Below are 18,955 nucleotides of genomic sequence, written 5' to 3'. Positions count from 1 at the left end.
GAACAATACCCATTGTAGAGCTGTAATACTCTTATCTCCTAGTCTGTTATAGTTTTTATAACAGAACAAAAAAAGTGTACATATGTTGTACACTTTTTTTGTTACTACTCTAAAACATCTCTTTTTCTATTCCCATCATAGAATCCACCACGACTACCTTCTAATACAATTAATTGCTCTAATCCTTCTATATGATCACCTATAATTCGCAAGACAGCTGGAGGATGACCTATTTTTGCAAAATGTTCACTGGGACGAATGCGGTTCATCTTATCGACCTCTACACGACTTACACACGCAATTTCGAATCCTGAAAGAATAGCTTTCACTTGCGCTACGCAAGGTGACAATAAAGATCTATACCCAATTGATTTCAAACACTTCTGGCTAAACGCATTAGGTACAGCGATAAGAGATCCTACTCCTAAATCTTTTCTATCACAAGCTAAATTTAATGCATATTTAAATGCAGTTACAAGATGAAGCGGTACTCTTAAATCTAAATAATGATTTAGATCATTTAATGCGACATCCATTCCATCTGCAATAGCTTTTGCAAATGGATATAGCTCACTAGCTGGAGTAACAAAATCACCGTCTATAAATAATACAATTTCTCCTTTGGCGAAATAAGTTCCAAGTGAACGCCCCACATCGTTGCCAAGTGCTTCTTTATATACAATTGTTGTTGCTCCCTTGTCTTTTGCAATCGTTGCTGTTTTATCAGACGAACCATTTACAACAACGATAATTTCAAAAGGTTCAATTTTGCGAAGCTCTTCTATAACATTTCCAATTGTTTTCTCTTCATCTTGTACAGGAATAATGACCGATAATTGTTTTCCTTTATACAACTTAGATGTAACGCCCCATCCTTGATAAAAATCTTCGAAACTTAAAGTATGATAGACACACTCTCTTTTCCTATTTCCATCATAATACCCTCCGCGCTCATCACTGCCTACTATTCGCTCCGCTACAGCTTCTATATGATCACCTATCATCCGTTTTTCAGATTGAGAAAGAACCGTGCCATACGCAGCATGCTCGGCCGGCCGAAATTTATTCGGTGTAATAACGTCAATTGCACAATGACGACTAATTCTCCATTTGCTTTGTACTAGGCGTAAATGAGCGACAATAGGATTAACGAAACATTCATATCCAATGCTTTGAACAACTTCTTTCGTCAATGCATGCGGTACAGCTAATAAAGAATCAATCTTTAATTCTTCGCGCTCTAATATTGCATTTAATATTTGGCGCCATACTGTCACGGCGTGCGGTTTTTGTTTCTTTAAAAATAATGCGTCCAAATTATTTAAAACGATGTCGGCCTGATCATGTAAAATCGGATTAAGGAATAATTGTAATTTTGAAGTTTGAATAGCAAAATCACCATCTATAAATAGTAATACATCACCTATAGCTTGTTTTGCACCAGCTGCACGTCCAACATCATTTCCAAGCTGCTCTGTATACCGCAGTACTTTACATCCTAAATGCTCAGCAACTGTTTCTGTACCATCAGTACAACCATTTGCTACTACAATAATCTCTAATGGATTTAATTCTTTTACCGATTGAACAACGTCTGAAATCGTATCAATTTCATTACATGCAGGAATAATAACTGATAACGACTTAGCCATTACTTTCTTCACGAAACCAATTAATTGTTTCTTTTAATCCGTTCTCCCACGTTACTTTCGCCTGAAATTGAACAAGTTCTTTTAATTTCGTTACATCTGGTCTTCTATTTGGAATTTCTTCAAAGCCATGTGGGTATACCTCTTCAAAAGGAACTTGGACAATCTTTGAAGAAGATTTCGTTAGCTTTTTAATTACTTCTGCTACTTCTTTTATACTCTTTTCATTCTCAGAACCTATATTAATAATTTCACCATTTACCTTCTCATCCATTGCTCGAATCGTTGCCTCTACCGCATCACTTACATACGTGAAGCAACGTGTCTGCTTTCCATCTCCATATACGAGAATGTCTTCTCCTTGCAAAGCTGCACGGATAAATCGTGGGATTACCCCTGCATACGGACCATCTTTCGCTCTTGGACCATAAATATTAAAATAACGAACAATCGTGACAGGTAAACCTTCTAATGCGTAACCTAAACATAATGTTTCTTCTAATGTTTTACAAATTGCATAACTCCAACGTATTTTTGAAGTTGCCCCGTATAATCGATCCCCCTCTTCAGAGAAGGGTGGCTTTGCCTTACCATATACTTCTGAAGTAGAAGCAAAGACTACTTTCTTCTTTTCTTTTAGCGCTGCTTGTAAAATGTTTCTCGTGCCATCAAAATTCGTTTCAATAAGCTCTATACTCTTTTCCATTGTCGTTTTCACACCTAAAATTGCCGCTAAATGAAAAACTACATCATGTTGATTTACTAATTCATAAATAGAATTTTTATCTAAAACACTTATTGGAATAACCCGAATTTCTTTCATTAACTCATCATGATATTTATTTTTCCCTTTATAGAAGTTATCAACAATCGTAACCCCATAGCCTCTTTTCACCAGCTCTTCGGCTAAATGTGATCCAATAAATCCTGCTCCACCTGTAATTAAACATTTCTTACTCATACACTCACCTTCTTTATAATTCCACGCGTATCTATTACTCGCTTCATTGCTTTAAAAAGCTTCCAATCGATATTAGAGTGATCAGTTAAAATTAAAATACAACCCGCTTGTTTAACGACTTGTTCATCCAAAGAAACAGATTGGTACACCTTATCTCCAAATTTTGCAGAAGAAATATATGGATCGTGATATTCTATCTCATATCCTTCTTTTATTAACAATTCGATAATTGGCAACGCTGGTGATTCTCTTAAGTCATTTACATCTTTCTTATACGCAATTCCTACAATTAAAACTGATGCAGGCGATTGCACCATGCCTTTTACTTTCCTAACTATTTTCTCTGGCATTTCTTCATTAATCACATGTGCTGCTTCAATTAATTGACTAATTGTCCCATTCTTTTTTATTCTCCATTGGAAATATAAAGGATCTACTGGAATACAATGTCCTCCTATTCCTGGTCCTGGCCAATATGGGGTAAATCCAAACGGTTTTGTAGATGCAGCTTCAATCGCCTCATAAAAATCAATTCCTAAACTTTCACATAGTGTGTTTAACTCATTTACTAATGAAATATTGACTAGGCGTTGAATATTTTCAAATAACTTACACATTTCCGCTACTTTTGGAGAGCTAACAGGAACGATTACATCGAAGATCGTGCTATATAAATCCTGTACTTTTTGTTTGCACTGCTCTGTTTGTCCACTAATAACCTTTGGAATAGCTTGAACTGAATATTGACTATTTGCTGGATCAATTCTCTCAGGAGAATATCCGATATAGAAATCTTCTCCTACCTTTTGGCCGCCTTGAGAAACAATCGGAATAATAACTTCCTCGAGTGTACCTGGATATGTGGAGCTTTCAAAAATGAAGGTTTGTCCTTTTTGAAGGTTTTTTTGTATATAATGTGAGGCTGAAATGAGGGCACTTAAGTCTGGTTCTCTTTGTTCATTAATTGGAGTCGGGACAGTGACAATAACATAATCACTATTTTGAAAATCAGCAATGCCTTGCTCTGGTGTATTTACTATTAATTTTTTTTTCGTCAATAAACTTTGTAACTCTTTAGAAGAAACATCCGGAATATAACTTTCCCCTTTTATAATTGATTCTATTTTTCTAATATCTTTATCTAACCCAAGTACTGTATGCCCTCTTTCCGCAAAATGGACTGCTAAAGGAAGGCCAACATACCCTAAGCCAATAATAGCTACTTTACTACTATTCATTTGTATTCTCTTCTTCCCTTCTCAATTGTTGAATGATATCTCTATCTCTATCTCCATCCGTAAAGCCACCGCGTTCGTCTGTACATTGTAATAAATACGCAATCGCCTCAATTTGATCACCGAAAATACGATCAAATGCTGAAATACGCCCATTTACAAATTCGTGTTGCTCTGGACGTACTCGATTTGTTTTTATAACATCTACTAACTCTACTGCTGTAATAGAGAATCCTTCTAAAATAGCTTCCACCTGAGCTAATGGAGGAATCACAAGAGAATCATAACCAATTTTCTCTATTACTTTTTTATGCATAGCGTGTGGTACTGCTGTTAGTGAGTTATTCCATAAATCTGGTCGCTTCGCTATCAAATTCACAAAATATTTTCCCATGCTAATTGGATCTGCTGGATGAAACATATCTAATAAACACTGTAAATCATTTAATGCCACATCACTTCCATCTTCAATATCACGCAAAAATAGAATTAAATTTGTTGCTGGAATAACAAAATCACTATCAACAAATAAGCAAATATCTGCCGTAGCATACATGGCCCCTATCGCCCGTGCTACATTATGCCCACGCACTTCCTCCAACTCAACAACAATAACATTCTCTAGCTTTACTTGTTTAATGGTCTTTACGGCAGCTCCATTCACAACAACTATAATTTCATCTACACCTGCTTTTTTCACTTCTTGTATAACAGACCTTATAGTTGTTTTCTCTTCTGATACTGGGATAATGGCACTATATTTCGCTTTTTTCTTTTGTAATAAAACTGGTTTATACTTTCCTACAAACTCCCTATCTTTATTGCCCTCTGAAAAACCACCGCGATTACCGTATGTTTCGATTACGTATTGTAAAGCTCGCAAATGATCACCCATAATACGACTAGTCGCTTTCGGATAAGGAGAGCCAGGTGATGTGCCCGTATGGACAGGACGAACTTTATTTGTGTAAATGACATCAACTGAAGCCATATCAGAAATATCTACTCCTCTAGACATCGCCATCGCTTGAAATAGTGCTGGATCCGCTAAATTCCACCACCCTAGTTCTTCAATCACTTCACGACTTATCGCATGTGGTATCGCAATTAAAGATCCTACAACAAATTCTTTTTTGTTCAAATAACGGTTTAACATATATTTTCCAACCGTCGTATAATGCGGTCTCATCTTCAAATAAACGGACCATGTTAAATTATTTAAAACAATCTCATGTCCTTGCTGTATTCCTTTAATAAAATTGTATAATTCTTCACTTTTCATAACGATATCACCATCTAAAAATAAAACAATTTCACCTTTTGCTTCTCTAGCACCAATTGCCCGTCCCACATCATTACCAAGGGAATATCTATAATAAATCACACGGCAATTATGCTGTAATGCTATTTCTTTCGTACCATCTGTCGATCCATTATCTACTATGATAATTTCATATGGTTCCAACTTTCTCACTTCTACTAAAACTTTTGATAAAGTACTTGCTTCATTATGCACTGGAATAACAACTGACACTCTCATACTTGTATCACTCTTACCCTTCCAAGCGAACATAAGCAATAATAGGAATACGTACAACTACATCTTCTGGTGGTCCATAAGAAGGAGAAGTACGTACAATTACTGCCCCATCTGTCACAGATAAAAGAACTCCTGCAATGATTTCTACAGCTGTCACAACTTGCACTAGTTCACCAACATGGTTACGTAATTCATCAGTAAATAACATATATAACTCTCCTTTCTTACACTTCTTTAATTGATATAATACTTGTAAATGGTAATAAAACTTCTGTTCCTATTCCTTCTTGCAATGTTAAGAAATCATCACCAACTGCTACAATCACACCCGTTAACTGTCCAACTGTCACAGTAATTTCCACGTTTTTACCCAAATATTGCTCTGCAATTTCTTTAAAAGGTGATGTATTACATTCTTTTAAAATGTTACAAATAATAGATTGGAATCTACTTGATTCAATAACTTCTTCCGTAGCTTGCTTAGAGTTTCTTTGAATAAATCTCGCGAAGTTTTGTGAAAATAAAAGTCTCTCCACAGCAGGCAATAACTTATTATCTAAAAAATAATCTAATTGTCTATTAAACAATCTCGATAGCTTTTTCCAATATTTACCGAACAAACACATACACTTCTCCTCCTATTATTTTTAAAGTATAAAAAATACATCTATACATCTTAATGTATACAAAGCAGACTTTTTTGTGATAGGTAAGACATACATTTTTCAAAGAAACAATCTTTTTTAATCACATAAAAAAGATAGATGGTATCCCATCTATCTTTATATATATTTTAATTTTTAATTGTAACAATGGCAGCTGCACTATAATAAACCGCTCGTGGTAATTCAGCCTGTTCACTTATAGAAGCTGTAACAAGTGAACCACCACTTGCCGAGAAATACTTAACAGCTTCTAAAGGAATACCATCTTCTTTTACATCAATATGCGTTCCATCTCGCCAATCTATTTTCTGTATTGTTGCTGAAAGGTCCCCAGTCACTTTACCAAATTCTTTACCATCCACCCCTAAAAAGATCCATTCCCACTTTGTTAAACTTAGTACTTGTTTCAACTCTCCAATTTTCTTTCCATCTACATTAAAAAAAGTATAGAAATTGCGTACTCCCTTCTCCTTTTGAACACGCAACAACCTTTCTCCCGAGTGATTATATAAATAAAATTGTTGCTTATGTAGTCCCTTAAACAGAAAAGAAAGTACAGCTTGCCATACACGTTGAATAACCAAATCATACTCTTCTTTTAAAAATCCTACTGCACTGCCATCTAATCCAAAGTACGTTATTACTTGAAATACCCCTACCTCTTTGCGAACAACAAATTTTTTTTGCTCAAATAATTCAGAAGTCTCTATATTATAATTTTCCTGTTTAAGCATTTTTGACCTTCGTTTTTCCATAAAACTATATATTAATAATCCAAATGCTAGTAGTACAACACTTATTAATTTCAGATTTTCTTTCTCCGAAGTAAATAGCATCCCTTTTTTATATTCCATCACTAATACAATTGCGACGATAATCCATACAATGACAGATACAAAAAATATGCGTTTTGCATTACGTGCGTGATGCTTATGTATACTCATATCCCTCCCCCTTTTCCATTTATCCCGCTATTCGCCGGGCAGTAAGACCCCCACTTCAAAATTCAGCGAAAGCAAAGAAGTTAGGTGTGGGATCAACTGCCCGTAAAAGCCCGATTGGTGAGGGCTAATAATCAGTGGGGGATGAAGAAAACCCCCACTGATTAAAGTTTCACTTTATTTCATTATCTCATTGTCCCCTACACTTCCTCAATAAAAAAAGACCATCCAATAGGATAGCCTCTTACACTTCAATATTTCGCAACATCGTATAAATGTCGTTATTCACTTTACCAAACGATTTAATGTTGTTTTGAATGTTAGATAATAAAACGACATATACACTTCCGTTTTTACTAAATCCATTTAAACAATTCCATCCTGGCATTACACCGTGATTCGAATAACTTCCCGGATCTACATACCAACCAAATCCGTAATCCTTTTTCACAGCCGTAAACATTTGATCATAGCTCTCTTTTGAAATTAACTTTCCAGAGAAGAGCGCTTCATTAAATAAATATAAATCATGTGCACTTGTATATATATCACCACAACCATATAGTTGTGACATACTTGGAATATTAGGTGTTGTCATATTGTTATTTACTATTTTATAACCTGTCGATGGAAACCTTGTTTGCTCTAACGCTTTGCCGAAACCAGACTGCTTCATACCCGCAGTAGCAAAAATATGTTGTTTAATATATTCTTCTAACGATTGTCCACTTACCTTCTCAGCGATGTAGGCAAGTATCGAATAGTTCGAATCGGAATATTTCCATTTCTCTCCTGGACCCCCAACACGCTTTTGCTTTCCTATTCGTTTTATCAATTCTTCATGAGAAATATCCTCTGTTCCCTGCTCATACTCTGGAATTCCTGATGTATGTGTTAGTAAATGTTTTAACTGAATACCATTACCTTGAGGGAAATCTGGAATATACTTTGCAACCGTATCCTCTACGTTTAATTTATTTTGATCCTTTAATTGCATAATAGCAGTCGCTACAAATGCCTTTGAAATAGAACCAATATAAAAAGTTGTCTCTGAATTATTCGGTACTTGTTTCTCTTTGTTCGCCATACCGTATCCTTTATTCAAAAGAACTTTTCCATTCTTCACAATAACAGCTGTCCCGCTAAATCCTGCGTTTTGTAAATATTGATCTAATTGAGCGTTTTCATTAATTTCTTGAGGTGGTCCCTCAGCATGCTTCTCCACAGCTTGTACTTGCTTTACTTGTTCTTCCTGCTCTTTTTGTTTTTGTACTTCTCGCTTCTTTTTTTCTTCTGCTTTCTTTTTTAGATCTTCTTGTTTCTTCATTTCTGCCGCTACTTTTAAAGTTTCTTCTTTCTTATTATGCGCAACAATTTTTGTATACATGAAATATACAAGTGAAAATAGTAAGACGAGAATGATTGTTCTTTTTATGTATACAATCGGCCGACGTGCTTTCCCATTCGCATGATTTTTTTCCTGATCCATGATTGCTTTTTTCCCCTTATTTACCGATAATTTACTTTAAATCTTTTCCCTATATTATGGATAATCTATTCTATAACATCACTACTTTATCACGCACTGCACATATTACCAACCTATATGTATGAAAAAGAAAAAGAAAATTTACAAAAGTAAGATTCCCGTTAAATTGTTAACAAAAAAAGAGGATATCCTCTAAAAAATTGATGTTATCAATCTTTTGGGATATCCTCTTATCTCATTATTTATACGTGTTTTTTCATATCATCGGCAACAGATTCAACATTTGTACCTACGATAACTTGGACACTCGTGTTACTTAATTTCATAACACCTTTTGCACCTGCACGTTTTAATGCTGCTTCGTTTACTTGACCAGCATCTTTCACTTGTAAGCGTAGACGTGTTGCACAGTTATCAATAACTGTTAAGTTTTCTTTTCCACCTAAAGCTGCTACGTAAGTTTCACCAATTGAACCTGCAACTGGCGCATCATCCTCTTCAGCTAACTCATCGTCATCTTCACGACCAGGAGTTTTCAAGTTAAACTTCTTAATTAAGAAGTAGAATACTACAAAGTAAATTACTGCGTAAATTAAGCCGATTCCCGCTAGCAATACTGGTTTTGTTGCAATACCAAAATTTAAGAAGTAATCAATTGCACCGGCACTAAATGTGAAACCATCGTGAATGCCAAGTGCTGTTGTTACAAATAAAGAAATACCTGTTAACACGGCATGAATACCATATAATACTGGTGATAAGAACATGAATGAGAATTCAATTGGTTCTGTAATACCAGTTAAGAATGAAGTTAATGCTAGACCACCTAACATACCTGTAACCATTTTACGTTTTTCTGGTTTAGCAGCTGCAATCATTGCGAAACATGCTGCTGGTAAACCGAACATCATAACTGGGAAGAAACCAGTCATAAACATACCTGCTGTTTTATCTCCTGCAAGGAAGCGAGCAATATCACCATTTACAACATTACCTGCTGCATTTGTAAAGTCACCAAATACGAACCAGAAGTATGTGTTCATTACATGGTGTAAACCAATTGGAATTAATAGACGGTTTAATAAACCAAATAGACCTGAACCAACTGCGCCTAAATTAACAATTCCATGAGCTAATGCATCGATGCCATTTTGAATTGCTGGCCAAATTTGTGCGAATAGAATTCCTAATATTAACATCACAACCGATGTAACAATCGGAACGAAACGTTTTCCAGCAAAGAAACCTAACCATTCCGGAAGTTTAATCTTATGGAATTTATTATAAAGGAACCCTGCTATAACGCCGACAATAATACCACCTAAAACTTTCATATCCACTTTAGTCGATAATTCGGCGGCCTTAGATACTTGTGTCATTGTATCTGCCAGCTTAGATGGATCTACATTTGCGCTATTGCCTATTAAATCTTGAACTTTACCTAATTTATCTTGTAATTCTACAGTAGAATATCCCTTACTAAGTGCATCAATACTGTTTTTCATAACCAGATAACCAATTGCACCTGCAAGACCTGCTGCACCACTACCATCAACTGAAAGACCGATTGCAATACCAATTGCAAAAATAAGTGCTAAATTATCAAAAACCGCTGCGCCGGCCTGTGCCATAACAGGAATATCAAATACATCCGGTTGCCCTAAACGAAGCAATAATCCTGCTGCTGGTAGTACGGCGATTGGAAGCATTAACGCTTTACCAATACGTTGTAAAAACTGCAACATTTTAATTCCCCCTATCAAATTTATGAAATCGTTATCATTATAAGTACGCTTTAGAAAACGCTTTCTATTTACATAACCATAATAACATATAGTTGTATAGATGTGTAGTTTTTATTTTTGAATTTTTTATGGATAAATCTCCTATTTCCAAACTGTTATATAAAAGGGAAATTCTCCTTTTTGAATACAGAATACTCGAAACGAAAGACCCACTATAGAACATGCAACTTTCGTTTTATCATTCCACTTTTTCATGTTATTATTTATTTCCGAGCATATCGGGAAAAGTAAACGTAGTTAATTCGAAATAGGAGCGTTGGTACTATGCAGTGCATTGAAACAAACAACTTACAACAGTTGTTAGAACAAGTAAAACCATATACGAAAAAAGGAAAGCTTGCTACTTATATCCCCGAACTAGGAAATGCAAATCCAGATGATTTAGGGATTGCCATTTTCCATAAAGAAACAGAATACATTCATGCTGGCAACTCACAAACACTATTTACTCTTCAAAGTATTTCAAAAGTAATTACACTTGCGCTTGCCCTTTTAGATCGTGGTGAAGAATATGTATTTTCTAAAGTTGGAATGGAACCAACTGGTGATCCATTTAATTCTATTATTAAGTTAGAAACGACAAGTCCTTCTAAACCACTTAATCCAATGATTAATGCAGGGGCACTAGCTATTACAAGCATGTTAGCAGGAAAAGATAATGAGGAAAAGATGGAGCGCATCCTTCATTTTGTACGTGAAATAACAGATAATCCTACCATTAATTATTCTTCTAAAGTTGCCAATTCAGAATTAGAGACAGCTTACTTAAACCGTTCACTTTGTTACTATATGAAACAAAATGGCATTATCGATTGTGACATTGAAGAACTTATGGATTTATACACTCGTCAATGTGCAGTTGAAGTAAATTGTATCGATTTAGCACGTATCGGCTTAATTTTTGCGATGGATGGCTATGATCCATATAAGAAAAAACAAATTATCCCTAAGCATATTACAAAAATTTGTAAAACATTTATGGTTACATGCGGTATGTATAACGAGTCTGGTGAATTTGCGATTCGTGTTGGTATCCCCGCAAAAAGCGGTGTAGCTGGTGGCATTTTCGGCTGCGTAAAAGGAGAAATGGGAATTGGTATTTTTGGACCAGCTTTAGATGCGAACGGAAATAGTATCGCTGGTTTTAAAATTCTTGAACTTCTTTCTGCTCAAGAAGGTTGGAGCATTTTTTAATCACGAGTTATCCTGCTATACTAGCAGGATTTTTTTATTTCATAAAACCCTCAACTTTCTCAACTATCAATCTCCTTACAAAAACCGTACTGAAAGTTTCTCTATATCATGCATATTTGCTCCCCCTCCCTGAATAATATAGTACAACCTAGCGCTACATGTGGAGGTGTGAAAGATGAAACTAATATTTCAAATGGGAAAACAGCCTGTTCTTGAAAAAACAATTCTTCTTTTTATATTGAGTATTGTAGAAAGCTTAAAGTTAAAAGTTGTTTCACTCGATGAAGCTCACCGATACATATTCAATTTAGAAGTGCTTGAACTACTAATGGATCGGAACATCGATGATCAAGTACTTGAACTCATCCATTTCGGAATGGGACTTGAAGACATTCATCATGTGCTTCCTGAAGAACTTGAACATACTATCGAAGAATTAAAGTGGCTTTGCATTCAAGTTCTAAGTGAATACAGTATGCATGAAGAATCGGAACAATTAATTGAAGATATACGTTAAAAAAGCACCTATGTAGGTGCTTTTAATGTTTTTTCAAACTATTTTTATACGTCTCAATATTTACTGGTAGTTCTTCCTCTTCTAAAGTATGTTCATTTACATCTTTATGAATGAACGCACCTTTAGGCGGTTGATGGTCATGCCCTTTTTTCTTATGATCAAATGCTTTTCCGCGTCCCATACGGATCCCCCTTTCTTTAAAAGAAATCCGTATTAGTATGGGGAAAAGTACGTCGACATATGCAATCCTTTGCCGTATTTCCAAGGAAATACTCGAACATTGTTTTCTGTTCTCCTTACAACAACTGATCGATCCCAATAAGAATTAATAACACTCCTGCGATAACAGTAGCCCATTTCCCTAAGTATTCTGCTAAAAATCGTTTTCCTACATAAGCAAAACCACTAATACAAATAAAACTAAACACCCCAGAAATAGTTGCTGTAAGCCACAGATTCAAGTTTGTTACCCCAGCGTCAAATCCACCTGCAATATTATTAATAGACAACGCAACCCCTAAAACAATTGCTTCTGAAAAACTAATTGTTTTAGAACCATCAAAATCTGCTTTTTCTGGATCACGTAAAATGCCCATAAGTACATTACCATCTTTAGAACCTACAGTATTTCTTTGCCCCAAGAAAGGCTGGCACAAAATAAACACACCGATTATACCTAAAACGATTGCTCCAATTAGGTTTGCAGTAAACTCTGAAATAAATAACGCTATCCAGTTCCCAAAAAAGCCAGCTAATAAAGTAAATAAAAACCCAAAAAATGCGATGATAAAATTGTTAAGCCACGAAATTCGAATTTTACGAATGCCATATGCAATCCCAACACCTGCATTATCTAAATTAGAAGCAATACCGATTAAAAAAATTGAAAATAGACCTGCCGTACTCATAAACAGCCACCCCTTTTTCTCACTTTTCAATGCATATTATGAAAATGTTGAGCAACTGTGCCTGTCTGTTTCATATACATGTAAGAAATGCTCAACATTTTTTCAACAATAAAAAAAGGAGTGCCTTCACTATGCCTAAAGAAAACCCAAATGAGCGGCTTAGTACATTAATAAAAAAACTTTTAAAAGAACGTGCCTTATCCATGCGTCAATTAGGAATGCATACAAATATTGATCCTGCAACAATCTCAAGAATTATGAATGGTAAACAACCGCCAAAACAAAAACATCTACAAAAATTTGCAGAATGTTTGCAAGTTCCACCCCAATTGTTATTTGATGAAATGTATCCTGATTCTCCTCACATTAATAAAGAAAAGACGGATATGTACACATCTCTTGATACAATTCAGCAAACGCTGCAATCCTCTAACTTATTCGATTTTGACTATACAACAACTCGCGTAAAACAAGAACTTGAAAACTATGAACGCTATGCTCAGACAACAGAAGGTGAAAAACGTATTCATGAAAGTTTCGCGAGTAAATTAGAACAAATTGATAGCGCTGGTCCTTTTATTGAACAATTAACCGATATGTATCAACAATTTTGCAATGAAACTATCTCAAAAGAAGAGCGTGCAGTTCTTGGAGGCGCATTACTGTATTTCATTTTATCGACAGATATTATTCCCGACTATCTCTTTCCAATTGGCTATTTAGATGATGCAATTGCTGTTGAATTGGCGAAAGAGAAATTAATCGAACTAAAACGAAAAACATAGAAAAATAAAGAACTATTTCAGTTGTTTCTGTTCAACTCTGAAATAGTTCACTAAAAAATCGTACAAGTATACATACCTGTACGATTTCAACACACTAATCTATTTTTTCGTGTGACACCATTCATATATAAATGCTGTTATTACTTTTGTAAATTCAATTAACTGTTCTACTTCAACTTTCTCATTTATTGAATGAGCTTCTTCTAATGTACCTGGTCCGTAAATAACAGCTGGAATATGAAATTCACTAAACCACCCACCATCCGTTACCGTTGCAGACATATCTAAAATTGCATTTTTAGATAGAATTGATTCGTGTACTGAGCTAAGAGTTTTTACTGCTTCATGTTCACTATCTACTTCTAAAGAAGGGAAAATTTCGCCACGATCCACAATCATTGATTCTCCGCCCCACTTAAATTGTGGTAGATTTTCACTTAACCATGGATCAGCAGCCGCTACTTTCTCAATATACTCTTCAATTTCTTTTATTATTTGTTCATGTGTTTCATTCGGATAGAAGTGCACCGTTATCCATAATCGGCACTCATCCGCAATAAATGCTGCATGCCGTCCGCCTTCAATAACAGCTGGGTTAATTGTTGTTGTTCCAGATGGATAACCTTCATATGTTTTCATAACTGCCCAATGACGCTCTAATTCTTGTAAACTTTGCACAATTTTCATCATTTTTTCAATCGCACTCGCTCCGAATAAACGTCCTCCAGCATGAATCATTTGCCTGCGTGTTGCATCATGAAACGTCTGGGGGCTTTTCACATTAATCCATCCAGTAATTACGCCGCCCTGTCCTTGCATATGTAAATCACTTGTATCCACTACGACTGCAAAATCAGCATCATAACCTCTTTTGCAGCATTGAAGTGTACCTGCTTCTCCAACTTCTTCCCCAATTACGGATTGAAAGATTAAATCTCCAGGTAATTCAATGCCAGCTTCTTGTAAAAGTTGAATAGCAAATAGTGCTCCAGCCAGTCCTCCTTTCATATCCGCCGCACCACGTCCAACTAACCAACCATCTTTTATAAATGGCTCAAACGGATTGGTTTCCCACGCTTCATCTGCTGATACTTCAGCTACATCCACATGTCCATTAATAATAAGACTTTTATGTGTGTCACTTTCTAGCCCTTTTCTCACCCCAACAACGTTCGGGTCATTCGGATATACATCCCATTTATCAACACTAAAATTTCGTTTTCTTAGAAAACCTGCAACAAATTCTTGCGCCTCATTTGTGTTTCTTGCCGGCGGTGCTGGTGTTTCAAAACGAATTAAAGTCTTTGTAAGCTCTAGTAACTCATCTTTTCGTAAATCAATCTGTTCTAATAGCTGTGAAACTTCTTGATTCATCGCTAATTCCCCTTTGCATACATAGTATGTTTCCAGCTTTATTGTCACAAAAAAAGAGACTGTTTACAATTTTACAGTCTCTTTTTTTAGCATAAGTTTCTAATATATTTACAAACTTTCTGCCTCTGTTGTATTCGTTTTTTCAATATGTTCTACCTTACGTGCCTTATTTCTTGTCGCACGGTAAAACAGTAAACAAACAATCATAAATGGAATACCACAATATAATGCCATTCTTTGTTCTGGAATAAAAGCCATACCAACAATTACTGTTACATTTAATACTAACGCAAGCAGTGGTACGAATGGATATAGCGGTGTTTTAAATTTCAAGTCCTTCACATCCCCGCCCTGCTTAATGTATGACCTTCTGGCCAATAAGTTAGATAGAGCGATAGATGCCCAAACTAATATCGCCCCGAACCCGGCAATAGAAAGTAGCCATAAATAAACTGTATCTTCCGCATAAATACCTGATAGTAATGAAAGGCAACCTACAATTGTACTTACAATCAATGCATAAATAGGAACACCATTTTTAGATAACTTACCGAAAATTGGACTAATCATTCCTTGATTAGACATAGACCATAGCATACGAGAAGTTGCATATAATCCTGAATTCGCAACGGATAGAACCGCTGTAATAATAACGAAATTTATAATATCGGCTGCATAAGGAATACCAATTTTATCAAATACAACTACGAATGGACTTTCTATCACTCCCGCTTGCTGCCAAGGGAATAAGCCTGCAAGAATGAAAATAGATAATACAAAGAACACAAGTATACGCCAAACTGTATTATTAATTGCCTTCGGAATCGTTTTCTCTGGATTTTCACTCTCTCCAGCTGCAATACCAACTAGTTCCGTTCCTTGGAAGGAAAAATTAACTGCAATCATCGTAATTAAAATGGCTGATAATCCATTTGGAAACAACCCACCATAATCAGTAAAGCTAGAGAACATCGGTGCTGGTTCATTTCCTTTCATATCTAGAAAACCAAACATTGCTGCCCCGCCTAAAATAATAAATGCAATGATTGTAATTACTTTAATACTTGCAAACCAAAATTCAACTTCTGCAAAACTTCTTGAAGATAACGCATTGATAGCAAAGAGAAGCACCGCAAACGCTACACACCAAATCCATGACGGTACATCAGGAAACCATCGTTTCATTAAAATACTAACTGCAATCAGTTCAATACCTATCGTAGCAGACCAGTTTAGCCATGACATCCAGCCGACTACATAACCCGCTGCAGGGGAAATGTGCTTTGTAGCATACGTTTGATAAGATCCTGCGTCAGGCATCGCAACAGCTAACTCTCCAAGACAGAGCATCGTTAAATACATAACAAATCCTCCAACAAGATACGCTACAATCGCTCCTCCAGGCCCAGCTTCATGAATTGTATACCCAGATCCTAAAAAAAGACCGGTACCAATAACTCCTCCAAGTGCAATCATAAAGATGTGCCTACTTTTCAATTCCCGTTTTAACCCTTGGTTTTGATCCATCATATGAATCCCCCCTTTTCCCTTTGGAAACCTATTTCATGTAAGCGTTTTTAAAAACATGCATAATAAGAATAATTATTGAAAAGAGCAAAATACATAGTATCAATCACTACCTGTTATTAAAAGATCATCCCTCACTGTTATTAATAACTTTTTATTAGCGATAGCTTGTCCTTCTACTACTTCTAATGATTCGATATATCCACTGATTCCTACCTTAATTTCTACTTTCTGTTTATCTATTGTTTCAATTAACGCTAATTTCTCCCACTCGTATACGTAAGAGCTTTCCGTAACAAATAGCTTCTCTACTTTCCCGTAACAAGGACTATACACGCCTTCTATAACCATCTTCACTTTATAAACTCCTCCTTCTTATTAATTGGTACTGAAACGTTGCATATCCCTCCTTTAGAGATTTCAACTATTATTTATGCAAAATGCGTACCAATCTCCAATTCCTATTTAAAATGAAGGTTTCTCAAAAAAAAATCTTCATAACCGCAAAATTTTTCTATCATTTGAGAAGTTTTAAAGGGAAAATAGCAAAAAAATTTTGCGATTTTATAAGAATTTTAATAAAATTATAAAAAGTCAGTCTTCATAGGGTGAAATGAGGAGAAGATAATCTATGCGTACAGAAGAAATTAATTTTAAACAGATCATTGAAATGAATATGCTATATGAAACTTTACTCAATGAGCTCGATATCGGGATTCATATTATTAATGAGGAAAGTAAAACGATTATCTATAACCGCAAAATGATGGAAATTGAATCAATGGAACGCTCAGATGTGCTATATAAAAGTCCTTTAGAAGTATTCGCATTTGAAGAAAATAAAAATAGTACTCTAATAGAGGCATTAAAATTAGGAAAAACAAACAAAAATATAAAACAAACGTATTTTAACAATAAAGGGCAAGAAATTACAACAATTAACAATACTTTCCCTATAATAGAAAGCGGAAAAATTAAAGGCGCTATTGAAATTTCAACAGAGATTAGCCATTTCAAACAAACAATGAAAACGAACCTTTCTCGAAAACAAAATAATAAGTTTACCTTTGATCACATAATTGGTGATTCTAATGCTCTTCAATCTGTCATTACAGAAGCAAAGAGAGTAATTCGTACATCCTCATCCATACTTCTCGTAGGAGAAACAGGGACCGGTAAAGAACTATTTGCACAAAGTATCCATAATGAAAGTCAACGTTCAACAAAACCATTTATTTCACAAAACTGTGCCGCTATACCTGATACACTCATGGAAAGCTTATTATTTGGTACGAACCGAGGTGCATTTACAGGAGCTATCGATAAAGCTGGTTTATTTGAAGAAGCAAATGGAGGAACTTTGTTATTAGATGAGATCAACTCATTAAGTCCAGCACTTCAAGCGAAGTTACTACGAGCTATACAAGAAAAAACAATACGAAGAATCGGAGGCACACAAGAAAAAGAAATTGATGTTCGTATTATAGCAACTATTAATGAAGATCCTCTTGAAGCTATTACACATAATCGATTACGGGAAGACTTATATTACCGATTAAGCGTCGTTACTTTATGTCTCCCGCCTTTACGTGAACGAAAAGAAGATATTCCTGATCTTGTGCAGCACTTTATCGAAAAGTACAACATTCAATTTGGACTTGGCGTAACGGATCTAGATGTACATGTAAGAGAATTCTTGTATGCATATGATTGGCCTGGAAACGTACGAGAATTGGAACATATCATTGAAGGTTCGATGAATTTAGTTGAAGATGAAAATATCATTACAGCGTTTCATCTTCCCACTCGCTTTCGTGAACGAATAAAAAAAGAATTCAATATGCAACCTTCCCTAACTAATAACGATGCTGATGCACCTAAAACGTTAAAGCACACAATAGAGGCAATGGAGAAGAACTACATCAATCAAATTCTGACAGAGTATCACGGTAATATCTCACAGGCTGCAAAGTTTTTAGGATTAAGTAGGCAAAACTTACAATATCGAATTAAAAAATTGCATTTACACATATGAAATGAAACTTTAATCAAATGTAGGATTAATCCGCTTCTAAGTGTAAATAAAAATTTGGAAAAATATGCTACAATAAACATATAACATACTAGAAAGGAACGATATATATGAGTAATGATAACAAATTAAAGTTATTACAATACTTAGCCTTCTTCCCTACCCTTGTATGTATGATGTTACTAGTTGATATGAATGCTTATCCTTATGCAAAACTATTAGCAACAATTAGCGGCTCCTTTGCAGCTATTATTCTTGCTACTTTTTGGAATTTGAAGATACGTATGAAGAAAGAAAAATCTTCTTAATGCCAAAACAATAAAAAAATCGAGC

Annotated in this window: 20 protein-coding genes; 5 read left to right on the top strand and 15 right to left on the bottom strand. The window is 35.3% G+C overall.

Annotation, left to right across the window (positions count from 1 at the left end; genetic code table 11):
* Positions 1–104: 104 nt before the first annotated feature.
* The 10 genes from DN394_RS22030 to DN394_RS29870 all read right to left on the bottom strand — a co-directional run bounded on the left by DN394_RS22030 (position 105) and on the right by DN394_RS29870 (position 10,480).
* A complete protein-coding gene (locus tag DN394_RS22030) occupies positions 105–1,652 on the bottom strand; it encodes a glycosyltransferase family 2 protein (protein WP_141551010.1) in 1,548 nt (515 codons plus the stop codon).
* Positions 1,645–2,610: an NAD-dependent epimerase/dehydratase family protein gene (locus DN394_RS22025; protein ID WP_098954008.1), complete on the bottom strand. Its 966-nt coding sequence runs from the start codon at positions 2,608–2,610 to the stop codon at positions 1,645–1,647. Before DN394_RS22025 ends, DN394_RS22030 begins: the two co-directional genes overlap by 8 nt.
* Positions 2,607–3,848 carry a nucleotide sugar dehydrogenase gene (locus DN394_RS22020; protein ID WP_098954009.1) on the bottom strand — a complete coding sequence of 414 codons (1,242 nt, stop codon included), beginning with the start codon at positions 3,846–3,848 and terminating at the stop codon, positions 2,607–2,609. The genes DN394_RS22025 and DN394_RS22020 overlap by 4 nt, the downstream gene beginning before the upstream one ends.
* Positions 3,841–5,385: a glycosyltransferase family 2 protein gene (locus DN394_RS22015; protein ID WP_149294235.1), complete on the bottom strand. Its 1,545-nt coding sequence runs from the start codon at positions 5,383–5,385 to the stop codon at positions 3,841–3,843. The genes DN394_RS22020 and DN394_RS22015 overlap by 8 nt, the downstream gene beginning before the upstream one ends.
* A 13-nt stretch (positions 5,386–5,398) precedes the next feature.
* A complete protein-coding gene (locus DN394_RS22010; RefSeq protein ID WP_000899469.1) occupies positions 5,399–5,593 on the bottom strand; it encodes an LSm family protein in 195 nt (64 codons plus the stop codon).
* 16 nt (positions 5,594–5,609) lie between these two features.
* Positions 5,610–6,011 (bottom strand): LSm family protein, encoded by a 402-nt coding sequence (locus DN394_RS22005; RefSeq protein WP_000335522.1) that lies wholly within the window; start codon positions 6,009–6,011, stop codon positions 5,610–5,612.
* A gap of 167 nt (positions 6,012–6,178) precedes the next feature.
* Positions 6,179–6,994, bottom strand: a complete 816-nt coding sequence (locus DN394_RS22000; protein WP_098086323.1) for a sugar ABC transporter ATP-binding protein — start codon at positions 6,992–6,994, stop codon at positions 6,179–6,181.
* A 241-nt stretch (positions 6,995–7,235) separates the two neighbouring features.
* Positions 7,236–8,480 carry a serine hydrolase domain-containing protein gene (locus tag DN394_RS21995; RefSeq protein WP_098086322.1) on the bottom strand — a complete coding sequence of 415 codons (1,245 nt, stop codon included), beginning with the start codon at positions 8,478–8,480 and terminating at the stop codon, positions 7,236–7,238.
* Positions 8,481–8,722: 242 nt separating this feature from the next.
* A complete protein-coding gene (gene nagE / locus DN394_RS21990; protein ID WP_097914609.1) occupies positions 8,723–10,225 on the bottom strand; it encodes an N-acetylglucosamine-specific PTS transporter subunit IIBC in 1,503 nt (500 codons plus the stop codon).
* Positions 10,226–10,366: 141 nt separating this feature from the next.
* Positions 10,367–10,480 (bottom strand): transcriptional regulator, encoded by a 114-nt coding sequence (locus DN394_RS29870; RefSeq protein WP_097914611.1) that lies wholly within the window; start codon positions 10,478–10,480, stop codon positions 10,367–10,369.
* Between the two features lie 69 nt (positions 10,481–10,549).
* Here DN394_RS29870 and glsA point away from each other — a divergent pair, with 69 nt between their 5' ends.
* Both glsA and DN394_RS21975 read left to right on the top strand, forming a co-directional pair.
* The gene (glsA, locus tag DN394_RS21980; protein WP_001149853.1) at positions 10,550–11,479 is read left to right on the top strand and encodes a glutaminase A; all 930 of its coding nucleotides are present in this window, start codon (positions 10,550–10,552) and stop codon (positions 11,477–11,479) included.
* A 175-nt stretch (positions 11,480–11,654) separates the two neighbouring features.
* On the top strand, positions 11,655–11,996 hold the full coding sequence (locus DN394_RS21975; RefSeq protein WP_000766603.1) for a DUF3969 family protein: 342 nt from the start codon (positions 11,655–11,657) through the stop codon (positions 11,994–11,996).
* 22 nt (positions 11,997–12,018) lie between these two features.
* On the opposite strand, the gene DN394_RS29065 is transcribed toward DN394_RS21975, so the two are convergent.
* Together DN394_RS29065 and DN394_RS21970 are read right to left on the bottom strand one after the other, a co-directional pair.
* Complete coding sequence (locus tag DN394_RS29065) at positions 12,019–12,177, bottom strand: hypothetical protein (RefSeq protein ID WP_000532411.1); 159 nt, start codon at positions 12,175–12,177, stop codon at positions 12,019–12,021.
* A gap of 115 nt (positions 12,178–12,292) precedes the next feature.
* Positions 12,293–12,904 (bottom strand): manganese efflux pump, encoded by a 612-nt coding sequence (locus DN394_RS21970; RefSeq protein WP_000100745.1) that lies wholly within the window; start codon positions 12,902–12,904, stop codon positions 12,293–12,295.
* Between the two features lie 131 nt (positions 12,905–13,035).
* Here DN394_RS21970 and DN394_RS21965 point away from each other — a divergent pair, with 131 nt between their 5' ends.
* Positions 13,036–13,689, top strand: a complete 654-nt coding sequence (locus DN394_RS21965) for a DUF1232 domain-containing protein (protein ID WP_001123723.1) — start codon at positions 13,036–13,038, stop codon at positions 13,687–13,689.
* 99 nt (positions 13,690–13,788) lie between these two features.
* Here the strand turns inward: DN394_RS21965 and DN394_RS21960 are convergent, their stop codons facing one another.
* From DN394_RS21960 to DN394_RS21950, 3 genes are all read right to left on the bottom strand, one after another.
* The gene (locus DN394_RS21960) at positions 13,789–15,063 is read right to left on the bottom strand and encodes an acetylornithine deacetylase (protein WP_149294234.1); all 1,275 of its coding nucleotides are present in this window, start codon (positions 15,061–15,063) and stop codon (positions 13,789–13,791) included.
* Positions 15,064–15,171: 108 nt separating this feature from the next.
* Complete coding sequence (locus tag DN394_RS21955) at positions 15,172–16,593, bottom strand: amino acid permease (RefSeq protein ID WP_000969239.1); 1,422 nt, start codon at positions 16,591–16,593, stop codon at positions 15,172–15,174.
* Between the two features lie 99 nt (positions 16,594–16,692).
* Positions 16,693–16,947 (bottom strand): biotin/lipoyl-containing protein, encoded by a 255-nt coding sequence (locus DN394_RS21950; protein WP_097914620.1) that lies wholly within the window; start codon positions 16,945–16,947, stop codon positions 16,693–16,695.
* A 274-nt stretch (positions 16,948–17,221) separates the two neighbouring features.
* Between DN394_RS21950 and DN394_RS21945 the strand changes: the two genes are divergently transcribed.
* Both DN394_RS21945 and DN394_RS21940 read left to right on the top strand, forming a co-directional pair.
* Complete coding sequence (locus DN394_RS21945) at positions 17,222–18,625, top strand: sigma-54 interaction domain-containing protein (protein WP_097914623.1); 1,404 nt, start codon at positions 17,222–17,224, stop codon at positions 18,623–18,625.
* Positions 18,626–18,732: 107 nt separating this feature from the next.
* The gene (locus DN394_RS21940) at positions 18,733–18,930 is read left to right on the top strand and encodes a hypothetical protein (RefSeq protein WP_097914626.1); all 198 of its coding nucleotides are present in this window, start codon (positions 18,733–18,735) and stop codon (positions 18,928–18,930) included.
* The last annotated feature ends 25 nt before the right edge of the window (positions 18,931–18,955 follow it).

Source organism: Bacillus sp. BB081 (assembly GCF_008368895.1).
Taxonomy (GTDB): domain Bacteria; phylum Bacillota; class Bacilli; order Bacillales; family Bacillaceae_G; genus Bacillus_A; species Bacillus_A wiedmannii.
This window is presented reverse-complemented; position numbering and strand designations above follow the sequence as displayed.